General features: G+C 68.6%; 12 protein-coding genes and 1 CRISPR repeat array (1 of these 13 only partly in view). Of the genes, 7 read left to right on the top strand and 5 right to left on the bottom strand.

What is annotated here, in order from left to right; all coding sequences use genetic code 11:
- Positions 1-61: 61 nt before the first annotated feature.
- From AAAZ40_RS11550 to AAAZ40_RS11560, 3 genes are read left to right on the top strand one after another with little or no spacing between them, the layout of a single operon-like run.
- Entirely contained in the window at positions 62-1,675 is a 1,614-nt protein-coding gene (locus AAAZ40_RS11550; RefSeq protein ID WP_476660495.1) for a bifunctional aminoglycoside phosphotransferase/ATP-binding protein, read from the top strand.
- Positions 1,672-3,114: a BaiN/RdsA family NAD(P)/FAD-dependent oxidoreductase gene (locus AAAZ40_RS11555; RefSeq protein WP_476660496.1), complete on the top strand. Its 1,443-nt coding sequence runs from the start codon at positions 1,672-1,674 to the stop codon at positions 3,112-3,114. The genes AAAZ40_RS11550 and AAAZ40_RS11555 overlap by 4 nt, the downstream gene beginning before the upstream one ends.
- A gap of 53 nt (positions 3,115-3,167) precedes the next feature.
- Complete coding sequence (locus tag AAAZ40_RS11560; RefSeq protein ID WP_476660497.1) at positions 3,168-3,809, top strand: MBL fold metallo-hydrolase; 642 nt, start codon at positions 3,168-3,170, stop codon at positions 3,807-3,809.
- A 25-nt stretch (positions 3,810-3,834) separates the two neighbouring features.
- On the opposite strand, the gene AAAZ40_RS11565 is transcribed toward AAAZ40_RS11560, so the two are convergent.
- Positions 3,835-4,641: a M48 family metallopeptidase gene (locus tag AAAZ40_RS11565; RefSeq protein WP_476660498.1), complete on the bottom strand. Its 807-nt coding sequence runs from the start codon at positions 4,639-4,641 to the stop codon at positions 3,835-3,837.
- Between the two features lie 125 nt (positions 4,642-4,766).
- Here AAAZ40_RS11565 and AAAZ40_RS11570 point away from each other — a divergent pair, with 125 nt between their 5' ends.
- Positions 4,767-6,446, top strand: a complete 1,680-nt coding sequence (locus AAAZ40_RS11570) for an AmpG family muropeptide MFS transporter (protein WP_476660499.1) — start codon at positions 4,767-4,769, stop codon at positions 6,444-6,446.
- 301 nt (positions 6,447-6,747) lie between these two features.
- Here the strand turns inward: AAAZ40_RS11570 and AAAZ40_RS11575 are convergent, their stop codons facing one another.
- Positions 6,748-7,203: an acyl-CoA thioesterase gene (locus tag AAAZ40_RS11575; protein ID WP_476660500.1), complete on the bottom strand. Its 456-nt coding sequence runs from the start codon at positions 7,201-7,203 to the stop codon at positions 6,748-6,750.
- A gap of 385 nt (positions 7,204-7,588) precedes the next feature.
- Between AAAZ40_RS11575 and AAAZ40_RS11580 the strand changes: the two genes are divergently transcribed.
- From AAAZ40_RS11580 to gorA, 3 genes are all read left to right on the top strand, one after another.
- Positions 7,589-9,064 (top strand): NADP-dependent isocitrate dehydrogenase, encoded by a 1,476-nt coding sequence (locus tag AAAZ40_RS11580; RefSeq protein WP_476660501.1) that lies wholly within the window; start codon positions 7,589-7,591, stop codon positions 9,062-9,064.
- A 198-nt stretch (positions 9,065-9,262) separates the two neighbouring features.
- Complete coding sequence (gene uvrA / locus AAAZ40_RS11585) at positions 9,263-12,190, top strand: excinuclease ABC subunit UvrA (protein WP_476661738.1); 2,928 nt, start codon at positions 9,263-9,265, stop codon at positions 12,188-12,190.
- A 33-nt stretch (positions 12,191-12,223) separates the two neighbouring features.
- Complete coding sequence (gene gorA / locus AAAZ40_RS11590) at positions 12,224-13,624, top strand: glutathione-disulfide reductase (protein ID WP_476660502.1); 1,401 nt, start codon at positions 12,224-12,226, stop codon at positions 13,622-13,624.
- Positions 13,625-13,645: 21 nt separating this feature from the next.
- Here the strand turns inward: gorA and AAAZ40_RS11595 are convergent, their stop codons facing one another.
- From AAAZ40_RS11595 to AAAZ40_RS11605, 3 genes are all read right to left on the bottom strand, one after another.
- On the bottom strand, positions 13,646-13,939 hold the full coding sequence (locus AAAZ40_RS11595; RefSeq protein WP_476464039.1) for a type II toxin-antitoxin system RelE/ParE family toxin: 294 nt from the start codon (positions 13,937-13,939) through the stop codon (positions 13,646-13,648).
- Positions 13,927-14,199, bottom strand: a complete 273-nt coding sequence (locus tag AAAZ40_RS11600) for a CopG family ribbon-helix-helix protein (protein ID WP_476464038.1) — start codon at positions 14,197-14,199, stop codon at positions 13,927-13,929. The genes AAAZ40_RS11595 and AAAZ40_RS11600 overlap by 13 nt, the downstream gene beginning before the upstream one ends.
- Positions 14,200-14,352: 153 nt before the next feature.
- Positions 14,353-14,673, bottom strand: a complete 321-nt coding sequence (locus AAAZ40_RS11605) for a BrnA antitoxin family protein (protein ID WP_476464037.1) — start codon at positions 14,671-14,673, stop codon at positions 14,353-14,355.
- A gap of 310 nt (positions 14,674-14,983) precedes the next feature.
- Positions 14,984-25,545: direct repeats of the CRISPR family, unit length 28 nt; unit sequence GGTCGATCCCCGCTCACGCGGGGGAGAC; it runs 997 nt beyond the window's last position.

Here is a 25,545-nt window from a genome sequence, read left to right on the forward strand (position 1 = left end):
CTCGGCCCCCGATGGGGCGCTGGCCGCGCTTGGGGCCGCCCCTGTGCCCTACACTGCCCACATGACCGTGTGCATCGAGACCCACATTTCGCGCGTGCTGCTGCATGGCGAGCGCGCCTACAAGCTCAAAAAACCGCTGCGCCTGCCTTTTCTGGATTTTTCCACTCCCGAGCGGCGGCGCTGGTTTGGGCTGGAAGAATTGCGCCTGAACCGGCGCACGGCGCCCGAGCTGTACCTGGGGCTGCGCCCCCTGAGCACGAGCTGGGAGGTGTTTGCCGCCGACCCCGAGGCGGCGCTGCACGCCAGCGAGGCGCACACCGCGCTGGACTGGGTGCTGTGCATGCGCCGCTTTGCCCCTGAGGCGCTGCTGGCCGAGCAGGCCCGCCGCGGCTGCCTGCGAGCGCAAACCATCGACGCCCTGGCGGCCCACGTGGCGGCCTTTCACCAGTCGCTGGCGCCGCTGCCGCTCGCGGCGCTGCCGCAGCGCGACACCGCGCATTGGGCGCATGAATGCGTGCAGGCCCTGCTGGCGCACCCGGCGCTGACGGCAGCGGACCGGGCTGCCGTGCAGGCACTGGGTGCGGCGCTGCAGGCGCAATTGCAGGCGCTGCGCCCGTGGATGCAGGCGCGTGCCGCTGCCGGGCAGGTGCGCGAGTGCCACGGCGACTTGCATCTGGGCAACCTGATCGAGTGGGAAGGCGGGGTGCGCGCCTTCGATGCGCTCGAGTTCGAGCCCGATCTGCGCGCCCTCGACGTGCTGCACGACGCCGCCTTTGCCTTCATGGACCTGCTCCAGCACCGGCTGCCGGCGCTGGCGTGGCGCTTCCTCAACGGCTATCTGGATGCCACGGGCGATTTCGACGGCGTGCGCGCCCTGCGCCCCTGGGCCGCCTACCGCGCCCTGGTGCGTGCGCGCGTGACCTTGATGAGTGGCCACGGCGGTTTGGGCGGCGCCTGCGACAACGGCAACGGCTCTGCCCACGACGCTGCCCACGACGCTGCCCACAGCGACCGCGGTGGCCGCAACGCCACCGCTTGGGCGCAGCACGCCAGTTACCTCGCCTGCGCCCAAGCCCTGCTGGCCGCGCCCGCGCCACCCGGCGTGTGGCTGCTGATGGGCCTGAGCGGCAGCGGCAAATCGACCGTGGCGCGGCTGCTGCGTGATGCCCTGGCGCAGCAGGGGCGCGCCGCCCTGTGCCTGCGCTCCGACGTGGAGCGCAAGCGCTTGCTGGGCGTGGCTGCCACGGCGCGGCCCAGTGCGGCGCAGCAAGCGCACTGGTACCACCCGGACACGACGCAGCGCACCTACGCCCGGCTGCAGCAAGCGGCCGGGCAACTGCTGCAAGCCGGTTGCTCGGTGCTGATCGACGCGGCCTGCCTGCGCCGCCACGAGCGCGAGGCCGTGCGCGCACTGGCCGCTCAACAGCGGGTGCCGTTTCACCTGTGGCATTGCAGCGCCAGCCCCGAGCTGGCGCAACGGCGCCTGGCCGCGCGCCAAGCCGATGGCCGCGACCCCTCCGACGCCGACGCCGCCGTGCTGGCGCTGCAGCAGGGTTTTCTTGAGCCCCTCGACGCCAGCGAACAAGCCGGGTTGCAGCGCTTGCACAACGACGGCGACCTGCAGGCGCTGGAACAGCAAGTGCGCTCCGCCCTGCGCCAGGGGGAGCCGACATGAGCAGCCACTCCAGCCACACCACCCCACACCACCCGGTCAGCGCCGCCGCCCAACCCCCCCTGCACTGCCCGGTGGCCATCGTCGGCGCCGGGCCGGCGGGGCTCATGGCAGCCGAGGTCTTGAGCGCGGCCGGCTTCGAGGTGCACCTGTTCGACGCCATGCCCACGGTGGGGCGCAAGCTGTTGCTCGCCGGCATCGGCGGCCTGAACCTGACGCACGCCGAGCCGCTGCCGGCCTTCAAGACCCGCTACGGCGCCCGCGCTGCAGAGTGCGGCCGCTGGCTCGACGCCTTTGGTCCGCAGGCGCTGCGCGACTGGGCCGCCGGGCTGGGCATAGCCACCTTCGTGGGCAGCTCGCAGCGCGTGTTCCCGCACGACATGAAGGCCGCGCCCTTGTTGCGCGCCTGGTTGCAGCGGCTGCGCCATCCAGCCAGCGGCGTGCCGGTGCGCTTTCACCTGCGCCAGCGCTGGAGCGGCCACTTGCAGCCGCTGGCACCCAGCGCCGCACCGCCCGGCTACTGCCTGCGCCTGCACGGCCCACAGGGCCAGACCGAGGTGCACGCGCGCGCCGTGGTGCTGGCGCTCGGTGGTGCGAGCTGGCCCCGGCTGGGCTCCGACGGCGCCTGGATGCCGTGGCTGGCGCAGCACGGCGTGGCCTTGCAGCCGCTGCGCCCCAGCAACTGCGGCTTCGACGTGGCCGTGGGCGCACGCGTAGGGTGGAGCGCACACCTGCAACAGCGCTTTGCCGGCGCGGCACTCAAGGGCGTGCTGCTGCGCTTCACCGACGCCAGCGGGCAGGCCTTCGAGCGCCGGGGCGAATGCGTGCTCACCCAAACCGGGCTCGAAGGCAGCCTGATCTACGCCGCCGCGGCGCGGCTGCGCGACGGCATCGACGCCGCTGGCCGGGTGCGCATCGCGCTCGACCTCAAACCCGACTGGAGCCACAGCCGCTTGCAAGCCGAGCTGGAGCGCTCACGCAGCGGCCAGTCGCTGGGCACGCTGTTGCGCAAGCGCCTGGGCCTGACCGCCGCGCAAGTGGCGCTGCTGCACGAGGTGCTGCCCCCCGAACAGCGCCACGACCCGGCCCAAGTGGCGGCCACCCTGCACAACCTGGCGCTCGATTTGGTGGCCCCGCGCCCACTGGCCGAGGCCATCAGCAGCGCCGGCGGGGTGGCGCTGGAGGGCCTGAACGACGCCCTGATGCTGCAACCCCTGCCCGGCGTGTTCTGCGCCGGTGAGATGCTGGACTGGGAAGCCCCCACCGGCGGCTACCTGCTCACCGCCTGCATGGCCAGCGGCCGCGTGGCGGGCCTGGGGTTGGCGGCTTGGCTGCGGGCGCAGGCTACTGCTGCCGCAACCCGCGCGCCCGCAGCCGCCCAATCGCCATCCGCTGAGCAACCGCCCCCGCACACCACAGGGGACATTTCTGCTTTGTGCTGATGCGCCCTCACCAGATGCGCGCTCACCGCCCCCACCTGCCTACAATCCAGCCCATGCTGCACTACCACACCATCCCCGTGACGCCGTTTCAGCAAAACTGCAGCCTGCTGTGGTGTGACCAGACCCAGGCCGCGGCGGTGATCGACCCCGGTGGCGACCTCGACGAGGTACTGGCCGAGGCGCAGCGCCTGGGGCTCAGGCTCGAGCAGATCTGGCTCACCCACGCCCACATCGACCACGCCGGGGCCGCCGGCGAGTTGGCGCAGCGGCTGGGCCTGCCGATCATCGGGCCGCACCCGGGCGACCAGTTCTGGATTGATGCGCTGGCGCAGCAAAGCCAGATGTTTGGCTTCCCGCCAGCGCGCCCCTTCACGCCCACGCGCTGGCTGCACGACGGCGACACGGTCACGCTCGGGCGCAGCAGCGTGCACGTGCGCCACTGCCCCGGCCACACGCCCGGACACGTGGTGTTTTACAGCCCCGAGATCGGGCGTGCCTTTGTGGGCGATGTGCTGTTTGCCGGCAGCATCGGGCGCACCGACTTCCCGCAGGGCGACCACGAGCAACTGCTGGCCAGCATCCGCGAACGCCTGTGGCCCATGGGCGACGCAACCGTGTTCATTCCCGGCCACGGCCCCGAGAGCAGCTTTGGGCGCGAGCGCCGCAGCAACCCCTACGTGCGCGACCCGCTCTAGCAACACCACACTGGGCTGCGCCCCTTCAGCCGCGCCGCCGCGCCTGCTCGAACAGGCCCATGACCTTGGGCACATTGGCCTGCAGTTGGGCAATGCGCTCGGGCCCAGCCGGGTGCGTGGACAAGAAGTTGATGCCCGCGCTGCGGTTGCGCGCAATCATCTTTTCCCATAGCGTGACGCTGGCTTGCGGGTGGTGGCCGGCGCGGGCGGCGATCTCCAGGCCCACCAGATCGGCGTCGGATTCGTCTTCGCGGCTAAAGCGCAGCGCCAGCAACTGGGTGCCGAGGTTGGCCGCCACGTTGCCCAAATCGCCCAAGCCCAGCAGCTGCGCCCCAAGCGACAGCCCGAGGCTGGTGGCCTGGGTCTTGGCCAGGCGCGCACGGGCGTGCTCGCGCACCGCGTGCGCGGCCTCGTGGCCCATGATCATGCCGATCTCGTCGTTGCTCAGGCGCAACTGGTCGAGGATGCCGGTAAAGAAAGCGATCTTGCCGCCGGGCATGACGAAGGCGTTGATCTGCTCGCTGCGGATCAGGTTGACCTCCCACTGCCACTGGCGCGAGCGCGCGTTCCAGGGGTGGGCAAAGGGGATTTGGCGCTGCGCGATGGCGCGCAGATTGCGCAACTGGCGGTCGGAGTCGGGGGCCAGCGCACCCTGCTGGCGCGCCTGCTCCATCATCTGGCGGTACTGCTGCGCCGCAGCCGCTTCGAGCTGGGCCGCCGGCACCAGGTGGCGCAGACGCGAGCCCTCGCCCACGCTGACCTGGGCCTGCGCCGCCGTGGGCAGCAAGCCGCCGGCAGCAACCGTGGCGGCGCCAGCGGCGGCGGCAAGCATGAAGCCGCGGCGCGACGCCCAGCGCTGCGGCGGCGCGCCATCGGGCTGCGGCGCAGTGGCCGAGCCGAGCGGAGTTTTGCATACACAGAGCCAGCACATGGCGCAATCATAGGCACAATCGCGGCATGCGTGTGTCAGCTTCTGTAACAAAACCCAGCCCGAGCGACCCGGCCTTGGCCACCGCCGGCGCGGTACCCCCTGCCGCGCTGGCCACCGCTGCGCCCTCGGTGGCGCTGCCCGCCGGCGCCCCCGACGCCGAGGCCGGCGCAGCCCCGCCCCTGCACACCTGGAGCGAGACCCTGCAGGCGCTGTGGGACTGGCGCGTCCTGTGCCTGCTGATGCTGGGATTTTCGGCCGGCTTGCCGCTGCTGCTGATCTTTTCTTCGCTCTCGCTCTGGCTCATGGAGGCCGGGGTCGAGCGCCGCGCCGTGACCTTTTTCAGCTGGGCGGCGCTGGGTTATTCGTTCAAGTTCGTCTGGGCGCCGCTGGTGGATCGGCTGCCGCTGCCGTGGCTCACCGCCCGCCTGGGGCGCCGGCGCGCCTACATGCTGCTGGCGCAGGTCGGGGTGGCGTGCGCCATAGTCGGCATGGCCATGACCGACCCGGCCCAAGGCCCGCAGGCGCTGGTGGCGATGGCGCTGTTTGCGGTCATGCTGGGCTTCATGTCGGCGACGCAGGACATCGTCATCGACGCCTACCGCATCGAGATCGCGCGCCCCGAGCAGCAGGGCCTGCTGTCGGCGGCCTACATCGCCGGCTACCGCGTGGGCATGATCGTGGCCGGGGCCGGGGTGCTGTTTCTGGCCGCGCACTGGGGCACCTCGCGCGACCACTACCAGTTCGAGGCCTGGCAGTCGGCCTACCTGATCATGGCGACGGTGATGGGCGTGGGCATGCTCACCACGCTGCTGATTCCGGAGCCGCGCGCCAGCCAAGGCCAGGCCGCGCTGGCGCCAGCGGGCCAGCACCTGCGGCTGCTGCTGGTGTTCCTGTTCAGCGTCGCCGGCTTTGTCGGCATGTTCTGGGGCCTGGGGGCGCTGGGGTGGCAGTCAGAGCGCGGCGCTGGCGCGCTGCAAAACCTGCTGCTCGAGGCCAGCCGCATGGCGCTGGCGCTGGGCAGCGCCTTTGCGCTGGGCGGGCTGCTGATTCGGCTCGGGCTGGCCGACCGGGAGCAGGCGCGCATCACGTGGGTGGAGCCGCTGCTGGACTTTTTCAAGCGCTACGGCTGGCACACGGCCGCGCTGCTGCTGGCGCTGGTGGGGCTGTACCGCATCTCCGACATCGTGCTGGGCGTGATCTCCAACATCTTCTACCAGGACATGGGCTTCACCAAGCCCGAAATCGCCACCGCGGTCAAGACCTACGGCCTGGCAATCACGATTTTTGGCGGTTTTCTGGGCGGCATTCTGGCCTACCGCATCGGCGTCATGCGGGCGCTGCTCTGGGGTGCGATTTTGTCCGCCCTCACCAACCTGGCCTTCATCACCTTGGCCTACGCTGGGCGCGACCTGACTTTGCTCTATTGGGTGGTGTCGCTCGACAACCTGGCCGCCGGCTTTGCCAGCGCCGCCTTCGTGGCCTTCCTGTCGAGCCTGACCAACATCCAGTTCACCGCCGTGCAGTACGCGATCTTCAGCTCGCTCATGACGCTGCTGCCCAAAACCCTGGGCGGCTACTCGGGCGCCATGGTCGATGGCTTGGGCTACCCCGGCTTCTTCATGCTCACGGCGCTGCTCGGGGTGCCGGTGATCGCGCTGGTGTGGCTGGCCAGACAGCGGCTGCAGATCGCCGAGCGGCCGCCATAAATGCTTGAGACGGTGCTGAAGCCACCCCGCCGTCTGCCGCCCGGCACTCCCCTAAACAGGGGATGTACAAGCCTTTGCTGCACCTGCACAATCGGCATCTGTCGCTGTCAACACAGTCGAATGAAGGGCGCAACAGATTGCCCGCAGGGTTTGGTGGCCCTCAGATGGCCGCCACTGGATGACTTCATGGTTTCCCAAAGACGCCTTGATGGACGTCATTGCCGCCTTCGGGCGGCTTTTTTTTTGGCCGCATGGCACGGCCCGCGGGGCCGCGCACTTCGTCTGCCTGCGTGCCGGCCGTCTATTTGGGCACCGGTCGCGGCCGCCCCTGCTCGTCGATCGCCACGTAGGTGAGCGAGGCCTCGGTCACCTTGACGTAGCGGCCCTGGGCCGCAAAGCGCTCGGCATAGACCTCCACCTGCACCGTGATCGAGGTGTTGCCGACGCGCGTCAGGGTGGCGTAAAAGCTCAGGATGTCGCCCACCCGCACCGGCTGCTTGAAAATGAACTGGTTCACCGCCACGGTGGCGATGCGCCCACGCGCCAGCCGCGCCGGCAGCACCGAACCGGCCAGATCGACCTGGGCCATGACCCAACCGCCAAAAATGTTGCCGTTGGGGTTGCAGTCGGCCGGCATGGGGATGACCTTGAGCACCAGCTCGTGCTCGGACGCAGGCCGGGGGATGTGGGCAGGGCGCTCGCCATGCACGGGCGCAGCGCCCCCTTCGGGCGTGGGTGGGATAGATGACGGGTTCATGGCCGCATTGTCGGGCATTGGCGGGCATTGGCAGGCATCGACGGGCTGGGCACGCACCCGGCCCCAGCCCCGTTCGCCCCTGGTGTGGTGGTGCGCGCTGGATGGGACAAATAAAACCGATGGATTTTTGGCCCTGCTTAGGCGCAAACCACAGCCATAGTGCCACTATGGCGCGGATTTGCAACGACAGCAGGGACGAAAAGGCGCGGTTTTATGTTCCAGATAGCGCGCAACGCCACACTAGGTTTAGTCCGAGCGATGTAGGCCATAAGATAATCGGGTCATGAGGCGCTTTCGCGTCATACTCTGCGCTGGCCCGCAGCCCATGGGCGCTGCCGCGCCCCGCACTGCATCGATTCACCCAACCTCAAGAGGAGCATCCCCCATGAGCAACCTGGTTCCCATCACCGTCGCCCCGGGCGACGGCATCGGCCCCGAGATCACCGAAGCCACGCTGCGCGTGCTGCGCGCTGCCGGAGCGCAGATCGCGCCCGAGACCATCAGCGTCGGCGAAGCGCAGTATCTGGCCGGCCACACCTCGGGCATCGCGCCCGAGAGCTGGGACAGCCTGCGCCGCACCCGCGTGTTGCTCAAGGGCCCCATCACCACCCCGCAAGGCGGCGGCTTCAAGAGCCTGAACGTGACCATCCGCAAAACGCTGGGCCTGTACGCCAACGTGCGCCCCTGCGTCACCTATCACCCCTTCGTCAAGACGCTGCACCCCGAGATGGACCTGGTGATCGTGCGCGAAAACGAGGAAGACCTGTACGCCGGCATCGAGCACCGCCAGACCGATCAGGTCTATCAGTGCCTCAAGCTCGTGACCCGGCCCGGCTGCGAAAAGATCATCCGCTACGCCTTCGAGTACGCGGTCCAGAACGCGCGGCGCAAGGTCACGTGCATGACCAAAGACAACATCATGAAGATGACCGACGGCCTGTTTCACAAGGTCTTCGACGAAGTGGCCAAGGAATACCCGCAGATCGAAAACGAGCACATGATCATCGACATCGGCGCGGCGCGGCTGGCCACGCGGCCCGAGCGCTTCGACGTCATCGTCACCCTCAATCTGTACGGCGACATCATCAGCGACGTGGCGGCCGAGATCACCGGCTCGGTCGGGCTGGCCCCGAGCGCCAACATCGGCGAGCGCATCGCCATGTTCGAGGCCATCCACGGCAGCGCCCCCGACATCGCCGGCAAGGGCATCGCCAACCCGTCGGGCCTGCTGCTGGCGGGGGTGATGATGCTGATCCACATCGGCCAGTCCGAAGTGGCCGAAAAGGTGCACAACGCCTGGCTGCGCACGATCGAAGACGGCATCATCACCGCCGACCTGCGCGGCTCGCTGAGCGTCGGCCGGCCCTTTGGCAGCATGGACTTTGCCGACGCCGTGATCGACCGCCTGGGCCAGGAACCGAGCCAACTCAAACCGGTGCGTTACGTGGCGCCCGCCCAAACCGCCCTCGAGACCTCGGCGGCGGCGGCCCACTCGGGGCTGCATGCGGCGCTGCCCGATCCGGTGTCGGTCAAGGCGCTGGTGGGGGTCGATGTGTTCGTCAACGCGCGCTGCAGCGCCGACTTTCTGGCCGGCCAGCTGAGCGCGTTGGTGACGCCGGCGTTTCACCTGCAGATGATCACCAACCGCGGCGTCAAGGTCTGGCCGGGGGGGTTCCCCGAAACCTTCTGCACCGACCACTGGCGCTGCCGCTTCGTGGCCGCCAACGGCGCGAGCGTGACGCATACCGACCTGATCGAACTGATGCAGGCGCTGGCGCAGCGCGGCATCGACTTCATCAAGACCGAAAACCTCTGCACCTTCGACGGCGAACGCGGCTTCGCGCTCGGGCAGGGGCAGTAAGGGGCGGCCCGAGGCGGGCGCTGGGGCGCAGCCTGGGCACGCCTGGGCCAGAGCTCCTATGATCGGGGGTTGCCCCCGATCGACTTGCCGCGCCCCTTGAACCCCGACCACCCCACCGCCGCTGCCGCCCTTGCCTCCAGCGCCCCAGACCACGGCACCCCGCTGGCGCAGGCGCTGCGTCAGCCCGCTGCGCTGCCGATGCTGCGCGTGCGTGGCGCGCGCACGCACAACCTGAAAAACATCGACCTCGACATCCCGAAAAACGCGCTGGTGGTGATCACCGGCCTGTCGGGCTCGGGCAAATCCAGCCTTGCCTTCGACACCCTGTACGCCGAGGGCCAGCGCCGCTACGTCGAGAGCCTGAGCGCCTACGCGCGCCAGTTCTTGCAGCGCCTCGACAAGCCCGACGTGGACAGCATCGACGGCCTGGCGCCGGCCATCGCCATCGAGCAGAAAGCCACCAGCCACAACCCGCGCTCGACCGTGGGCACGGTGACCGAAGTCCACGACTACCTGCGGCTGCTCTATGCCCGCGTCGGCAGCCCGCACTGCCCCGAGCACGGCCAGGCGCTGCGGGCGCAAACGGTGAGCCAGATGGTCGATCAGGTGCTGGCGCTGCCGCCAGGCAGCAAAATCCTGCTGCTGGCCCCGATCGCGCGCGCGCGCAAGGGCGGATTCACCGACACCCTGGCCGAGCTGCAGGCGCAGGGCTTCGTGCGCTTCAGGCTCGACGGCCAAGTGCTCGAGGCCGAGCGCCTGCCGGCGCTCAAGCGCCACGACAAGCACGACCTCGACGTGGTGATCGACCGCCTCAGGGTGCGCGCGCCCGAGGCCGGGGCGCCCGACCCCAGCGCAGGCGCCGACCAGCGCCAGCGGCTGGCCGAGAGCTTCGAAACCGCGCTGCGGCTGGGCGACGGCAAGGCGCTGGTGCTCGAACTCGACAGCGGCCGCGAACACCTGCTGAGCGCACGCTTTGCCTGCCCGCTGTGTGATTACGCGCTCGACGAGCTCGAGCCGCGCCTGTTCTCGTTCAACTCACCCCTTGGGGCCTGCCCCGGCTGCGAGGGCTTGGGACAGGTGGAGCGTTTCGACCCGGCGCGGGTGGTGGCCTTCCCCAGCCTGAGCCTGGCCGCCGGCGCCATCAAGGGCTGGGACCGGCGCAACGCCCAGGCTTTTGGCGTGCTGCAAAACCTGGCCGCGCACTACGGCTTCGACCTCGAAGCCCCTTGGGAGCGCCTGCCCGAGCCGGTGCGCCAGGTGCTGCTGCACGGGTCGGGCGCGCACGCCATCGCCTTCGACTACGCCTTCGACGCCGGCCAGACGGTGCGCAAAAGCCACCCCTTCGAGGGCCTGCTGCCCAACCTCGAGCGGCGCTGGCGCGAAGGCAGCCACCCGACCGTGCGCGAAGAACTGGCGCGTCTGCGCAGCACCCAGGTCTGCCCGCAGTGCCACGGCAGCCGCCTGCGGCCGCAGGCGCGCCACGTGTACATCGGCGCAGGCGAGCAAGCCCGCGCCATCTACCAGATCGGCCAGATCACGCTGGCGCAGGCGCTGCATTGGTTCGAACAGCTGCAGCTACAGGGCGCCAAGGCCGAGATCGGGGCCCGGGTGCAGCGCGAAATCGCGGCGCGGCTGCGCTTTCTCAACGACGTCGGGCTGGGCTACCTGAACCTGGAGCGCAGCGCCGAGACCCTGAGCGGCGGCGAGGCGCAGCGCATCCGCCTGGCCAGCCAGATCGGCTCGGGCCTGTCGGGCGTGCTGTACGTGCTCGACGAGCCCAGCATCGGCTTGCACCAGCGCGACAACGAGCGCCTGATCGGCACCCTGCTGCGCCTGCGCGAACTCGGCAACAGCGTGCTGGTGGTCGAACACGACGAAGACATGATCCGCGCCGCCGACCACGTCATCGACCTCGGCCCCGGCGCCGGCGTACACGGCGGGCGCGTCATGGCCCAAGGCAGCTGCGCCCAGCTCATGGCCACGCCGGGCTCGCTCACCGGCGCCTACCTCTCGGGCGCCCGGCGCATCGAGGTGCCCAGGCAGCGCAAAGCCTTCGACCCGGACAGCGGCCCGGCGCTGCGCCTGCTGCAGGCCAGCGGCCACAACCTGCGCGCGGTCAGCACCGCCTTCCCCGTGGGGCTGTTCACCTGCGTCACCGGCGTGAGCGGCTCGGGCAAATCGACCCTCGTCAACGACACCCTGTACCGCGCCGTGGCGCGCCACCTCTACCGCAGCCACGACGAAGCGGCGCCGCACCAGGGCCTGGAAGGGCTGGAGCATTTCGACAAGGTCATCAACGTCGATCAAAGCCCGATCGGGCGCACCCCGCGCAGCAACCCGGCCACCTACACCGGCCTGTTCACCGGCATCCGCGAGCTGCTGGCCGAGGTGCCGGCGGCGCGCGAGCGCGGCTATGGCCCGGGGCGCTTTTCGTTCAACGTGGCGCAGTCGGCCGGCGGTGGCCGCTGCGAAGCCTGCCAGGGCGACGGCGTGGTCAAGGTCGAAATGCACTTCCTGCCCGACGTCTATGTGGCGTGCGAGGTCTGCCAGGGCCAGCGCTACAACCGCGAAACGCTGGCGGTGCAGTACAAGGGCAAGCACATCGCGCAGATTCTGGAGCTCACGGTCGAGCAGGCCAGCGCCTGCTTCCAGGCCGTGCCGGCGCTGCAGCGCAAACTGCAAACCCTGCTCGACGTCGGACTGGGCTATCTGCGCCTGGGCCAGAGCGCGACCACGCTCTCGGGCGGCGAGGCGCAGCGCGTCAAGCTGGCGCTCGAGCTCTCGAAGCGCGACACCGGCCGCACCCTTTACGTGCTGGACGAACCCACCACCGGCCTGCACTTCGCCGACATCGAGCTGCTGCTCAAGGTGCTGCACCAGCTGCGCGACGCCGGCAACACCATCGTGGTGATCGAGCACAACCTGGACGTGATCAAAACCGCCGACTGGCTCATCGACCTCGGCCCCGAAGGCGGTGCCGGCGGCGGCCAGATCCTGGTCTGCGGCACCCCCGAGCAAGTGGCGGCCTGCCCCAGCAGCCACACCGGGCGCTTTTTGCAGCGCAGCCTCGGGGCGCAGGCTGCGCGCCGCCCCGAGGCGCCCCGTGGCAGCCGCAGCGCGGCATAATTTGCCCTCAGCCACCCCACCGCCACAGCCGCCATGAACCCCTACGACTTCGACCTCTTCGTGATTGGTGGCGGCAGCGGTGGCGTGCGCGCGGCGCGCATGGCGGCGCAGCGTGGCGTGCGCGTGGCGCTGGCCGAGGCGCACGGCGTGGCCGGGCTGGGCGGCACCTGCGTCAACGCCGGCTGCATCCCCAAAAAGCTCTACGGCTACGCCGCGCACTACGCGGCCGCGCAGCGCGAGTCGCTGGGCTACGGCTGGGAGGGCGCGCCGGCGCGGCTCAACTGGTCCACCCTCAAGGCCAACCGCGCACGCGAGCTGGCGCGGCTCAACGGCGTCTATGCCGATCTGCTGCGCGCCAGCGGCGTGGCGCTGTTCGAGGGCTGGGCGCGCCTGCTCGACCCCCACACGGTGAGCCTGGCCACCCTAAACGCCGACGGCTCGCCGGGCCAGCACCGCTTCAGCGCCGCGCGCATCCTCGTAGCCACCGGGGCCGCGCCGCATCTGCCGCACTTCAAGGGCCGCGAGCATGCCCTGCACTCCGGCGATCTGTTTGAGATCGAGCCCTTTCCGCAGCGGCTGCTGGTGGTCGGCGGCGGCTACATCGCCTGCGAGTTCGCCTCCATCTTTCACGGCTTGGGCGCGCACGTGACGCAGCTCTATCGCGGCGAGCAGATCTTGCGCGGCTTCGACGACGAGCTGCGCCACTTTCTGGCCGCCGAACTGCTCAAGCAAGGGCTCGATCTGCGCTTGCAAGCCGGCGTGCTGGGGCTGGAGCGCCACGCCGACGGCCTGCACGTGACAATGGAAGACGGCAACCGCCTGGTCGTCGATGCCGCGCTCTACGCCACCGGGCGCCGGCCCAACGTGCAGGGGCTGGGCCTCGAGGAACTGGGCGTGGCGCTGGGAGCGCAAGGCGAGATCGTGGTCGATGCGCAGTTTCAAAGCAGCGTGCCCAGCGTCTATGCGCTGGGCGACGTCACCGGGCCGATGCAACTCACCCCGGTGGCGCTGGCGCAGGCCATGCGGCTGGTCGACCAGCTTTACGGCAGCGGCCACGCCCGCGCGGCGCTCGACCTCGATCTGGTGCCCACCGCCGTGTTCACCCACCCCAGCCTGGCCACGGTGGGCCTGAGCGAGGCGCAGGCGCGCCAGCGCTACCGGCGCGTGCGTGTCTATCGCAGCGAGTTTCGCGCCCTGCGCCACACCCTGAGCGCCAGCAGCGAGCGCACGCTGATCAAGCTGATCGTCAACGACGCCGACGACCGCGTGCTCGGCCTGCACATGGTGGGCGCCGAAGCCGGCGAGATCGTGCAGGGCTTTGCCGTGGCGCTGCAAGCCGGCGCCACCAAGGCGCAGTTCGACGCCACGCTGGGCATCCACCCGACCGTGGCCGAAGAGTTCGTGACCTTGCGCACGCCGGTGGACCAAGGCTAGCAGCGTCCACCACGCTGGCCATCAATAGCCCGCCTCTTTCTGGTGCCGAAAGGCCAGAACATACACCGCATCGTCGGCCGGCTCGTGGCGGTACAGGGCCACATAGCCGGAATCCCCAAAGGCAATCACCCACTCGCGCAGATCGGGCATGTCAGGGCACGGCCGGCCAATGTCGGGGGCGGTTTCCAGCAGCAGGAATTGCCGCTCGATGGCCTGGCCGGCGCGCTTGGCGGCGTCCGGTGCTTTGACCGCCAGAAATCGCCGGCAACGTTCCAAACCTTGCGCCGCGCCTTCGGTAACGATTACTCGTGGCACTCCGGCACCGCCTTTGCGTCATCGGTGCCCCAAGTGTTCAACCAAGTGCGAACTTCTTGGCCACTCAGGTGGCGGCCGGTTTCCTTGTAGGCCGCCCAAGATGCCAAGGCCTCCTGCTTAAAGCTCTCGCGGGCTTCTTCGCGCTCGACGTACTGCTGAATCGCTTCGAGCATGATCCAGTGAGGCGAGCGGCGGCGCTGGCTGGCGAGGTGCTGAACGCGACCTTTCAGCGTGTCGTCGATTTTGAGAGACGTTGCCATAGTGGGCCTGTTATCACATGGTAATGCTGCATGATAACCCTTTCCTGCTCCTGTGTCTAACGCACTGTGGCCTAGCAGTGTGCAGCCTAACCCCTGTCCGATGTGGTCTGGATGCAGGCTCGACCACAGTTTTTCAGCGACTGCAGCGCTCGGTCACTTCGCCTGCGCCTTGTGCGCCTCGACGTAGGAGCGCAACACGGCGTTCATGCGCGACTGGTAGCGCTTGCCGGCGTGCTTGAAGTACGCCAACACGTCGGCATCGATGCGCAGCGTCACTTGCTTCTTGGCGTGGGGCAATTCTGCCGCCGCCTTCATCCAGACCGCATCGGGTAGTGCAGGTGCGTCGCTGTAGTCGATCTGCTCATCGGGCATCGAGGCCACGGCAGCCAGTCGTGCCTTTTGCTCGGCGCCCAAGCGCGGCGGCTGCTTGAGGTCAAGGGTGCGCTTGACGATAGTGCTTTCTTTCGCTGGCATTGGCTTTCCTTGCTGAAATCAGGCGGATAGTGTGCTCGTGTCGAACGGTATAGACCACGTAGGGCACGGCAGAGCGGGCCAAGCCGAGTTCAAGCTCCATTGTGGCCGTAGTGTAGCTGCGTTTTGTAGTTACGCCAAGTCCCGGCGGCGCCTGCCTAGTCGAGCGCAGCTCTCGGCCTCTTTGCGCGTTTTTAGGCCCGACCGATACCTCGGCATCACCAAGCCCATAAAAACGCCTTCTAGGCACGGACTCATTCCTGCTCGATCGGGGAGAACCCAATCCAGACAGATCGTGTTTTTCGCCCAGCAAGTTCGATCCCCGCTCACCCGAGGGAGACGGTATCAAGGCGCTGCGGGATGTGGCCGAGTCGGGTCGATCCCCGCTCACGCGGGGGAGACAGGTTGCCGGTCGTGGCGTCGTCGTAGGTCACGGGTCGATCCCCGCTCACGCGGGGGAGACCGGCTGTTTTTTGGGAGCGCTTGCCGGCGAAGAGGTCGATCCCCGCTCACGCGGGGGAGACTGACTGCCGGTGCCCTCTATGATGGTCTTGCCGGGTCGATCCCCGCTCACGCGGGGGAGACAGCGCGAGGGCCGAAAGCTCTCGGACTGGATCAGGTCGATCCTCGCTCACGCGGGGGAGACACCGATCTTTGGGCGCACCGCGACCGCCTGCGCGGTCGATCCCCGCTCACGCGGGGGAGACTCAGCCGGCGCTTGCTGCTGGGTCACGGCCGCAGGTCGATCCCCGCTCACGCGGGGGAGACTGTGCTGGGTGTGAGCCCGGCCACGGTAGGGGAGGTCGATCCCCGCTCACGCGGGGGAGACATGCTGGGCACGACGCCAGCTTCGATGGATTCGGGTCGATCCCCGCTCACGCGGGGGAGACCCTTGATGACAATGGTGTCAGACTCTGCTGACAGGTCGATCCCCGCTCACGCGGGGGAGACGCGGCGTGATCCTGCACTCGCACCGCAACGTGAGGTCGATCCCCGCTCACGCGGGGGAGACATGGCGGCCACCAGGGCCACGCAGTCGCCCCGGGGTCGATCCCCGCTCACGCGGGGGAGACGACAGGGTGTATGACGTGAGCTACGAATCTGCAGGTCGATCCCCGCTCACGCGGGGGAGACTTGACGCTGTTGCGGCGTGCTTGCTCGGCTTTCGGTCGATCCCCGCTCACGCGGGGGAGACGGCGGGTCAGAAGGTTTGCACACGCATGGAATGGGTCGATCCCCGCTCACGCGGGGGAGACCAGACGGTTGCCATCGGCATCGAACCGGCTGGGGGTCGATCCCCGCTCACGCGGGGGAGACCTGCCATTGTCACCTTCTCCGCGACATGAAGTGGGTCGATCCCCGCTCACGCGGGGGAGACCGATTGTGGGGGCCGTAGACCTGCATGAGCAGAGGTCGATCCCCGCTCACGCGGGGGAGACTGGCCATCAGGTCATAAAACCGGCGCAGGTGATGGTCGATCCCCGCTCACGCGGGGGAGACTTGCAGGTCAACGATGGCGCGCTCTAGCACTCGGGTCGATCCCCGCTCACGCGGGGGAGACCGGAATGGTCGGCGGTTGTGGCATCCGTTCGGAGGTCGATCCCCGCTCACGCGGGGGAGACCGCTGCGGCTGGCGGTGAAGTGCAATCTGAATGGGTCGATCCCCGCTCACGCGGGGGAGACGAGGTGATCCATCGCACCCGGCCTGCCTGCCGAGGTCGATCCCCGCTCACGCGGGGGAGACGCAAACAGCGCACCAACCCTGCTGGGCAGCAGCGGTCGATCCCCGCTCACGCGGGGGAGACCACAGGGCATCCAGCGCCTCGACCCGTAAATGAGGTCGATCCCCGCTCACGCGGGGGAGACGAGGAAGGCTGCGTGCTTTGCACCGCCGATCAGGGTCGATCCCCGCTCACGCGGGGGAGACTCATCAGCTTGAGCGCGTGCAAGGGCTAGCTGAGGTCGATCCCCGCTCACGCGGGGGAGACCCAGACGCAGATGTACTGGAGTTGCATCCTCGCGGTCGATCCCCGCTCACGCGGGGGAGACGGTCAGGTCTGCCAGTTCGTTGGCTGTGCAGGGGGTCGATCCCCGCTCACGCGGGGGAGACGCCGATTTGCTGGAAACCGGCAAAGCCAAATCGGGTCGATCCCCGCTCACGCGGGGGAGACGATACAGTCTGCCGCGCCACCGCCCTGAGACCAGGTCGATCCCCGCTCACGCGGGGGAGACGTGCGGACCTGAAGCGACACGTCACCGATCAGGGGTCGATCCCCGCTCACGCGGGGGAGACACCGGGCAGCCCTTGCCGCCCTTGCATTGTCCGGGTCGATCCCCGCTCACGCGGGGGAGACTGAACGCATGGCGCGCCAGGAACGGCACGTCGGGGTCGATCCCCGCTCACGCGGGGGAGACCAGTTTGCCGATCGCTATGACGACATCGTGCGGGGTCGATCCCCGCTCACGCGGGGGAGACACTTTGCGCTGTACCAAGACCAAGCCGACGAGAGGTCGATCCCCGCTCACGCGGGGGAGACGCAGTGGCTCAAGCCTTGAACGTCGAACTCAGGGGTCGATCCCCGCTCACGCGGGGGAGACCAAAGGGTCGCATTGGCCACCGCCGCCGCTGCAGGTCGATCCCCGCTCACGCGGGGGAGACCCTATCTTTTCGCTTTCAGTCATCCATGTGCGAGGTCGATCCCCGCTCACGCGGGGGAGACTATACGGTGCTGGCCTTCACGGAGCTTGCGAGAGGTCGATCCCCGCTCACGCGGGGGAGACCCAAAGGCTAGGGGGCCGCGTCCGGCGCTTAGCGGTCGATCCCCGCTCACGCGGGGGAGACTCAACGCCAAACACCTTCGCCGCGTCGACTGTGGGTCGATCCCCGCTCACGCGGGGGAGACGTAGGGCCTGCAATATCTGGTCGGTGCCCACAAGGTCGATCCCCGCTCACGCGGGGGAGACTTGCCAAGCGCGTTTTGTGTCCTGAACCCAATCGGTCGATCCCCGCTCACGCGGGGGAGACCCCTTTTCTGCTCCCCCGGCTGAGGCTGGGTCGGGTCGATCCCCGCTCACGCGGGGGAGACCAAATGGCCTTCCTCTCTACCAAAATCGCAAAGGGTCGATCCCCGCTCACGCGGGGGAGACTCGCCCTCATCGCCTTCTGGGGTCTGCGCAAACGGTCGATCCCCGCTCACGCGGGGGAGACCCACTTTCGCACCTCGCCCCTCACCCGCGAGACGGTCGATCCCCGCTCACGCGGGGGAGACCCACCATACGACCCTTATACCGATCAGCGGCAAGGTCGATCCCCGCTCACGCGGGGGAGACCATATGAGCCAATACAACCCTGACACCCAGCCGGGTCGATCCCCGCTCACGCGGGGGAGACGAGGCCTTCGACAACCCTGGCCTGAAGGCGTGGGGTCGATCCCCGCTCACGCGGGGGAGACTCGACCAGACCGCAAGCGGCCCCGAGGGCGTCAGGTCGATCCCCGCTCACGCGGGGGAGACTCGACCAGACCGCAAGCGGCCCCGAGGGCGTCAGGTCGATCCCCGCTCACGCGGGGGAGACGCGTTCAACTCACTATTGGGCGCGGCTGAATCGGGTCGATCCCCGCTCACGCGGGGGAGACTTCCAAGCGGCGCAATTACGGCCATCGGCAGCAGGTCGATCCCCGCTCACGCGGGGGAGACATCTTGCCCAGCTGGGCGCCTTCACCCTGCGCGGGTCGATCCCCGCTCACGCGGGGGAGACGCCAGTCGATCCTTTTGCCTTACAATCTCTCGGGGTCGATCCCCGCTCACGCGGGGGAGACTGGTGCCGTCAGTGCTGCTGATCGGGTCTTGGGGGTCGATCCCCGCTCACGCGGGGGAGACTAGAGTGGGGCAGCGCGGAAGGTGTCTGTATCGGGTCGATCCCCGCTCACGCGGGGGAGACCCGCGTAACATCGCCCTGCTGGCCTGCATTAAGGGTCGATCCCCGCTCACGCGGGGGAGACACTTCACCCCGGCAAATCAAGACCTAGGCGCTGGGTCGATCCCCGCTCACGCGGGGGAGACATCGGGGGAATGGCCATGGGTAGGGCGTCATGAGGTCGATCCCCGCTCACGCGGGGGAGACACCCTAAGCCCGTACCACAATCCGCTGCCCTCGGGTCGATCCCCGCTCACGCGGGGGAGACTGTTGCGGGGGCCGGGGCCGGGGCCGGGGTGGCGGTCGATCCCCGCTCACGCGGGGGAGACGTGAATGCGCCGTTTACGTTGGTTATTGCCACGGGTCGATCCCCGCTCACGCGGGGGAGACATGGTTCTGTTATCGATGGTTCCGGCCTTGTCGGGTCGATCCCCGCTCACGCGGGGGAGACGCGGCTCAGGTATCGCACATCGTCCCCTGACGAGGTCGATCCCCGCTCACGCGGGGGAGACGCATCGGGCGTAAGGGCGGGCACCGTTGCTCACGGTCGATCCCCGCTCACGCGGGGGAGACGGTCATGTGGTAACCCTGCCGCTTTGCGATGCGGGTCGATCCCCGCTCACGCGGGGGAGACAATTTCCATACTCACTTCAGCCGTGATAGGGAAGGTCGATCCCCGCTCACGCGGGGGAGACTGGTGGCGCGGGTTCGACCTGAACCACAATGGTGGTCGATCCCCGCTCACGCGGGGGAGACCTCAAAGACCGCCCGCAGTGGCTTTGCTGGAAAGGTCGATCCCCGCTCACGCGGGGGAGACGGAAGTTATCCATGCCGCCGTCGACGTCGCCGAGGTCGATCCCCGCTCACGCGGGGGAGACCTCAGAGACGCAGCGCAGCAGGCGCTGGAGGCGGGTCGATCCCCGCTCACGCGGGGGAGACGTCCTGCAACCGCTCCACGCGCACGTCGGTGACGGTCGATCCCCGCTCACGCGGGGGAGACCGATGGAAAGGGTGCGCTCCAGCAGCGGAACGGGGTCGATCCCCGCTCACGCGGGGGAGACCTGCCGCCTCGCCTGATGCTGCCGCCTCGCCAGGGTCGATCCCCGCTCACGCGGGGGAGACGCAGCCGGGTTCTGGTGCATGGCGATCATGTGGGGTCGATCCCCGCTCACGCGGGGGAGACATGGTGATGTAGTCCATGCAAATCCTTTACTAGGGTCGATCCCCGCTCACGCGGGGGAGACGGTAACCGCTCCATACGCCTTCTGCCTGCCGGGGGTCGATCCCCGCTCACGCGGGGGAGACGATTCCCTCAGAAGCCCCGTCCTGTGCCAGCAGGGTCGATCCCCGCTCACGCGGGGGAGACCGACCTGGTTGAACTCCAGCGGCGGCGACCTGGGGTCGATCCCCGCTCACGCGGGGGAGACCGACCTGGTAGAACTCCAGCGGCGGCGACCTGGGGTCGATCCCCGCTCACGCGGGGGAGACTTGCTGCCTCGCCCGTTGTTGATGCCTCACCAGGGTCGATCCCCGCTCACGCGGGGGAGACTGCTTTTGGCGGCGGTTGCTGGTCGTTTGTTTGGGTCGATCCCCGCTCACGCGGGGGAGACTGCACATCCTCGCTTGCGGCGGCTGGCATGATGGGTCGATCCCCGCTCACGCGGGGGAGACCTGATGGCGCAGAGCGGGCAAATCAGGTGTTGCGGTCGATCCCCGCTCACGCGGGGGAGACACATCTTGCCGCCGCTGGAATACATTGAGCACGGGTCGATCCCCGCTCACGCGGGGGAGACCGTCTGCGGTCTGCGCCGTCGTAGTCATCCATGGGTCGATCCCCGCTCACGCGGGGGAGACATGCATTGCGGCCTAAACCCTTTCTCGCCTGAGGGTCGATCCCCGCTCACGCGGGGGAGACTGCCTCTGCCGCCATCAAGTCGCGGGTTGTGAGGGTCGATCCCCGCTCACGCGGGGGAGACGGCGTACTCCCATTCAATCTCTGCCGCCTTGCGGGTCGATCCCCGCTCACGCGGGGGAGACTCAGCCTTGCCGAAGCGGTAGAGCTGACAACGAGGTCGATCCCCGCTCACGCGGGGGAGACCCACGGCGACCCCATAGAAACGCTCGACCTGCGGGTCGATCCCCGCTCACGCGGGGGAGACATGCACTCTCCCTTGCATTCGCTCTCGGGGTAGGGTCGATCCCCGCTCACGCGGGGGAGACGTGAAGGTCGTTCCACCCAATCGCAATCGCAGGGGTCGATCCCCGCTCACGCGGGGGAGACTTGAATATCTCGCTCTCAGCGGTCGCGGTGCGGGGTCGATCCCCGCTCACGCGGGGGAGACGCCCCCTAGACTGGTGCTTGAGATTCCGCTGAAGGTCGATCCCCGCTCACGCGGGGGAGACGGTGGCAGTCGGTTGTTTCCGCTGTCGGTCTGGGGTCGATCCCCGCTCACGCGGGGGAGACTCATCATGCGAGCAAGATCCTTCAGAATGCTGGGGTCGATCCCCGCTCACGCGGGGGAGACGGCCGGAACCATCGACAACAGAACCATCATTGTGGTCGATCCCCGCTCACGCGGGGGAGACCATGCGCACGCAGCACATGGGCACCAGCGCGGCGGTCGATCCCCGCTCACGCGGGGGAGACCCGCCAGCGATGCCCCGTCCGAACCAAACTCCAGGTCGATCCCCGCTCACGCGGGGGAGACGTGAACGGCGCACGAATCGCAGCGGCGGGAATGGGTCGATCCCCGCTCACGCGGGGGAGACGTCTCGATCACGTGCCGCTCGAAGCCAGGGAAGGGTCGATCCCCGCTCACGCGGGGGAGACCGGCAATGCGCTTGAGCCGTGGCGTAATCCCCGGGTCGATCCCCGCTCACGCGGGGGAGACCATGGCCCGTATTTTAAGATGTGGGTCGTGTGCGGTCGATCCCCGCTCACGCGGGGGAGACGCAAAGGAGCGCCTGGCCGCCTATCGGGCATCGGGTCGATCCCCGCTCACGCGGGGGAGACATGGCGAACACGCTGGCAAGGTGAGAAAGGTAGGGTCGATCCCCGCTCACGCGGGGGAGACTGCGGTGCGGCGTTGTTCCTCAGCTCTGGCGGCGGTCGATCCCCGCTCACGCGGGGGAGACCCTCAGAACTTCTTGCCGCCTTCGGCGGTGCGGGGTCGATCCCCGCTCACGCGGGGGAGACCAGCACCACGTCGACCATGGGCACCGAGTCCACGGTCGATCCCCGCTCACGCGGGGGAGACCCTGCGGCCTCGCGCCGTGCCGGGAAGGTCCGAGGTCGATCCCCGCTCACGCGGGGGAGACAGCTGCTCCAGCTCGGCAGTAAATGCCGCCAGGGGTCGATCCCCGCTCACGCGGGGGAGACACAAAGGGGCTTGACTACCAAGGTACAGCCATGGGTCGATCCCCGCTCACGCGGGGGAGACTGCTGGAGAGCATGGCTTCGATGCTGGCTGGGGGGTCGATCCCCGCTCACGCGGGGGAGACGCCTTCGGTGGACTGGTGAAGGGCGCCTTCGGAGGTCGATCCCCGCTCACGCGGGGGAGACCAATGGCTTCGGCGGTACCGAACCCCGCTTCACGGTCGATCCCCGCTCACGCGGGGGAGACGTGCGCGTCACCATCGGCATCCCGCAGCTGTCGGGTCGATCCCCGCTCACGCGGGGGAGACGGGCGCTACTCCGACGAGCTGGTGCCCAACGGCGGTCGATCCCCGCTCACGCGGGGGAGACCGACATCGAGGTCGGCCCACGTCAGCCGGGTGAGGTCGATCCCCGCTCACGCGGGGGAGACCGAAGGCCAGCACCCGGCCACCATCACGCAAGAGGTCGATCCCCGCTCACGCGGGGGAGACGAGGCGTGGGCCAGCACCTGGGGAATCCGGCAGGGTCGATCCCCGCTCACGCGGGGGAGACCCCGATGAGGTTTTCGCCGCGATCCCACAACGAGGTCGATCCCCGCTCACGCGGGGGAGACACAAGGGGCTTTCGCCCTCGCGGTGCACGGTCGGGTCGATCCCCGCTCACGCGGGGGAGACTCCCAGCGATTTGCGAGGCTTCACCCAGTGCCAGGTCGATCCCCGCTCACGCGGGGGAGACCAAACGGTGTGCGTTGGTTCAACGCAAGAACGAGGTCGATCCCCGCTCACGCGGGGGAGACCCGCTTGGCGGCCCCAACGTAGCGCCCTCTGCGGGTCGATCCCCGCTCACGCGGGGGAGACGCCACTACGTCAATCTGCCTGAGCGCGCAATAGGGTCGATCCCCGCTCACGCGGGGGAGACTGCTCCAGCACGGTCTCGGTAACTGGGGCCTTCGGTCGATCCCCGCTCACGCGGGGGAGACAAGACGAGTGATTTCACGGCGTAGCTCCCGACGGGTCGATCCCCGCTCACGCGGGGGAGACGCCGAGCCGCTGGGCATCGTCAAGTCCACCGTGGGTCGATCCCCGCTCACGCGGGGGAGACCCCCGAAGGAGATTGCCCAGATCGAGCAGCTGAGGTCGATCCCCGCTCACGCGGGGGAGACGTGGCCGATTCCAACCGTTATCCGTCGCACCAGGGTCGATCCCCGCTCACGCGGGGGAGACACCTCGGCGCCCAGCACGGTCTCGGTGGGCGTGGGTCGATCCCCGCTCACGCGGGGGAGACATGGTGTTGTCGGTCGCTTCTGGCCTCCAGTAGGGTCGATCCCCGCTCACGCGGGGGAGACCGGGAGATCAACGAATGGTGACCGGCGCACGAAGGTCGATCCCCGCTCACGCGGGGGAGACCTCGCAAATCGCTGGGAAATACATCTTCGATACGGTCGATCCCCGCTCACGCGGGGGAGACACGTTTCTCGACGGTCTGGGTGGTGCCGATGCGGGTCGATCCCCGCTCACGCGGGGGAGACGGCGATGGTGCTGGTCAGCGGTGTGCCGTAGCGGGTCGATCCCCGCTCACGCGGGGGAGACCGGGGCCGCACCACCTGGGAGATGTGCGGGAAAGGTCGATCCCCGCTCACGCGGGGGAGACTCATCGAAGATCGTGGCCATCAGGCGGTCTCGCGGTCGATCCCCGCTCACGCGGGGGAGACACCTCGGCGCCCAGCACGGTCTCGGTGGGCGTGGGTCGATCCCCGCTCACGCGGGGGAGACTCTATACGATGGAGGTGCTATGGACATCGCGCAGGTCGATCCCCGCTCACGCGGGGGAGACGCAGTGGTGCGAGAATTTGCCTTGCTGGGCTGCGGTCGATCCCCGCTCACGCGGGGGAGACAATGCGTGAATGGAAATCAAGCGAGCGTACAAGGGTCGATCCCCGCTCACGCGGGGGAGACCCGCTAACCTTGACAAATCCAGCGGCCTCAAAAGGTCGATCCCCGCTCACGCGGGGGAGACAGGCCATGGCCGAGCAGTGGGGGAGCCTGTGAGGGTCGATCCCCGCTCACGCGGGGGAGACGGAACTGTTCAGGTTCGTATGAGACGACTTCCGGGTCGATCCCCGCTCACGCGGGGGAGACATGCAACATGGCAAACATCAACACCGCTCATAGGGTCGATCCCCGCTCACGCGGGGGAGACCTGCTGATGCCGTAGCTGCCGGACAGATCGGCGGGTCGATCCCCGCTCACGCGGGGGAGACTGGCAGAACCATTACAGCATTTGACACACCACGGGTCGATCCCCGCTCACGCGGGGGAGACAGGTGGCGTATATGGAATAGGAACTGTACGGGGGGTCGATCCCCGCTCACGCGGGGGAGACCATCTCAGTGTGCGACGGATTGTAGAGACCAGAGGTCGATCCCCGCTCACGCGGGGGAGACCAACGATCTGCTGGCCGCGCTTGGTGGCGCTAAGGTCGATCCCCGCTCACGCGGGGGAGACCTCTACGTTCAAAGCTTGAGCAACTGCAAGAGAGGTCGATCCCCGCTCACGCGGGGGAGACTAACTGGCGAGGCGGCAGATCAGACCGCACCTGGGTCGATCCCCGCTCACGCGGGGGAGACCAACGATCTGCTGGCCGCGCTTGGTGGCGCTAAGGTCGATCCCCGCTCACGCGGGGGAGACAGACGGGATCATCGTCCGCTCGGGCTGCTTTAAGGTCGATCCCCGCTCACGCGGGGGAGACTTGTGGAAAGATTCACCATGGGCACATTTCGACGGTCGATCCCCGCTCACGCGGGGGAGACCCATGCGCGTGCAGTCCCTTGGTGGACTTGAGAGGTCGATCCCCGCTCACGCGGGGGAGACGTGGTCGGCAGGTTCATGCAATGAAACGACACGGGTCGATCCCCGCTCACGCGGGGGAGACGACATTCCCCGACCGTGCCGATGCATGGGTGGCGGTCGATCCCCGCTCACGCGGGGGAGACACCGAAGTCACCATGCGCAACGGCACGCGCCGAAGGGTCGATCCCCGCTCACGCGGGGGAGACACCACAAAAAACCACCCCACCATGCATGCTTAAGGTCGATCCCCGCTCACGCGGGGGAGACGACGATCGAAACGCGCACCATGCCCGCCGGGGCGGTCGATCCCCGCTCACGCGGGGGAGACTGCACCATCGCCAGCGTGTCTCGCGGCACGTAAGGTCGATCCCCGCTCACGCGGGGGAGACACTACCTGCCGACCTTCCCACTGGTCGAGGATAGGTCGATCCCCGCTCACGCGGGGGAGACTCCACTTGATCCACCCACCCCCCGATTCCTCGGGGTCGATCCCCGCTCACGCGGGGGAGACTTAAACAGCGCGGCGAAAGTCGTGCGGGATACGGGTCGATCCCCGCTCACGCGGGGGAGACAAACTTGGGTAAGCGATAGTGGGCTGAAACGACGGTCGATCCCCGCTCACGCGGGGGAGACAACATGTCTTTGCCACTGGTTCGGCTCGTATGCGGTCGATCCCCGCTCACGCGGGGGAGACTTTATCGACTACTCGCGCAAGCTCACGGACGCAGGTCGAT

The sequence above is a fragment of the Serpentinimonas sp. SMBJO2 genome (assembly GCF_056341105.1).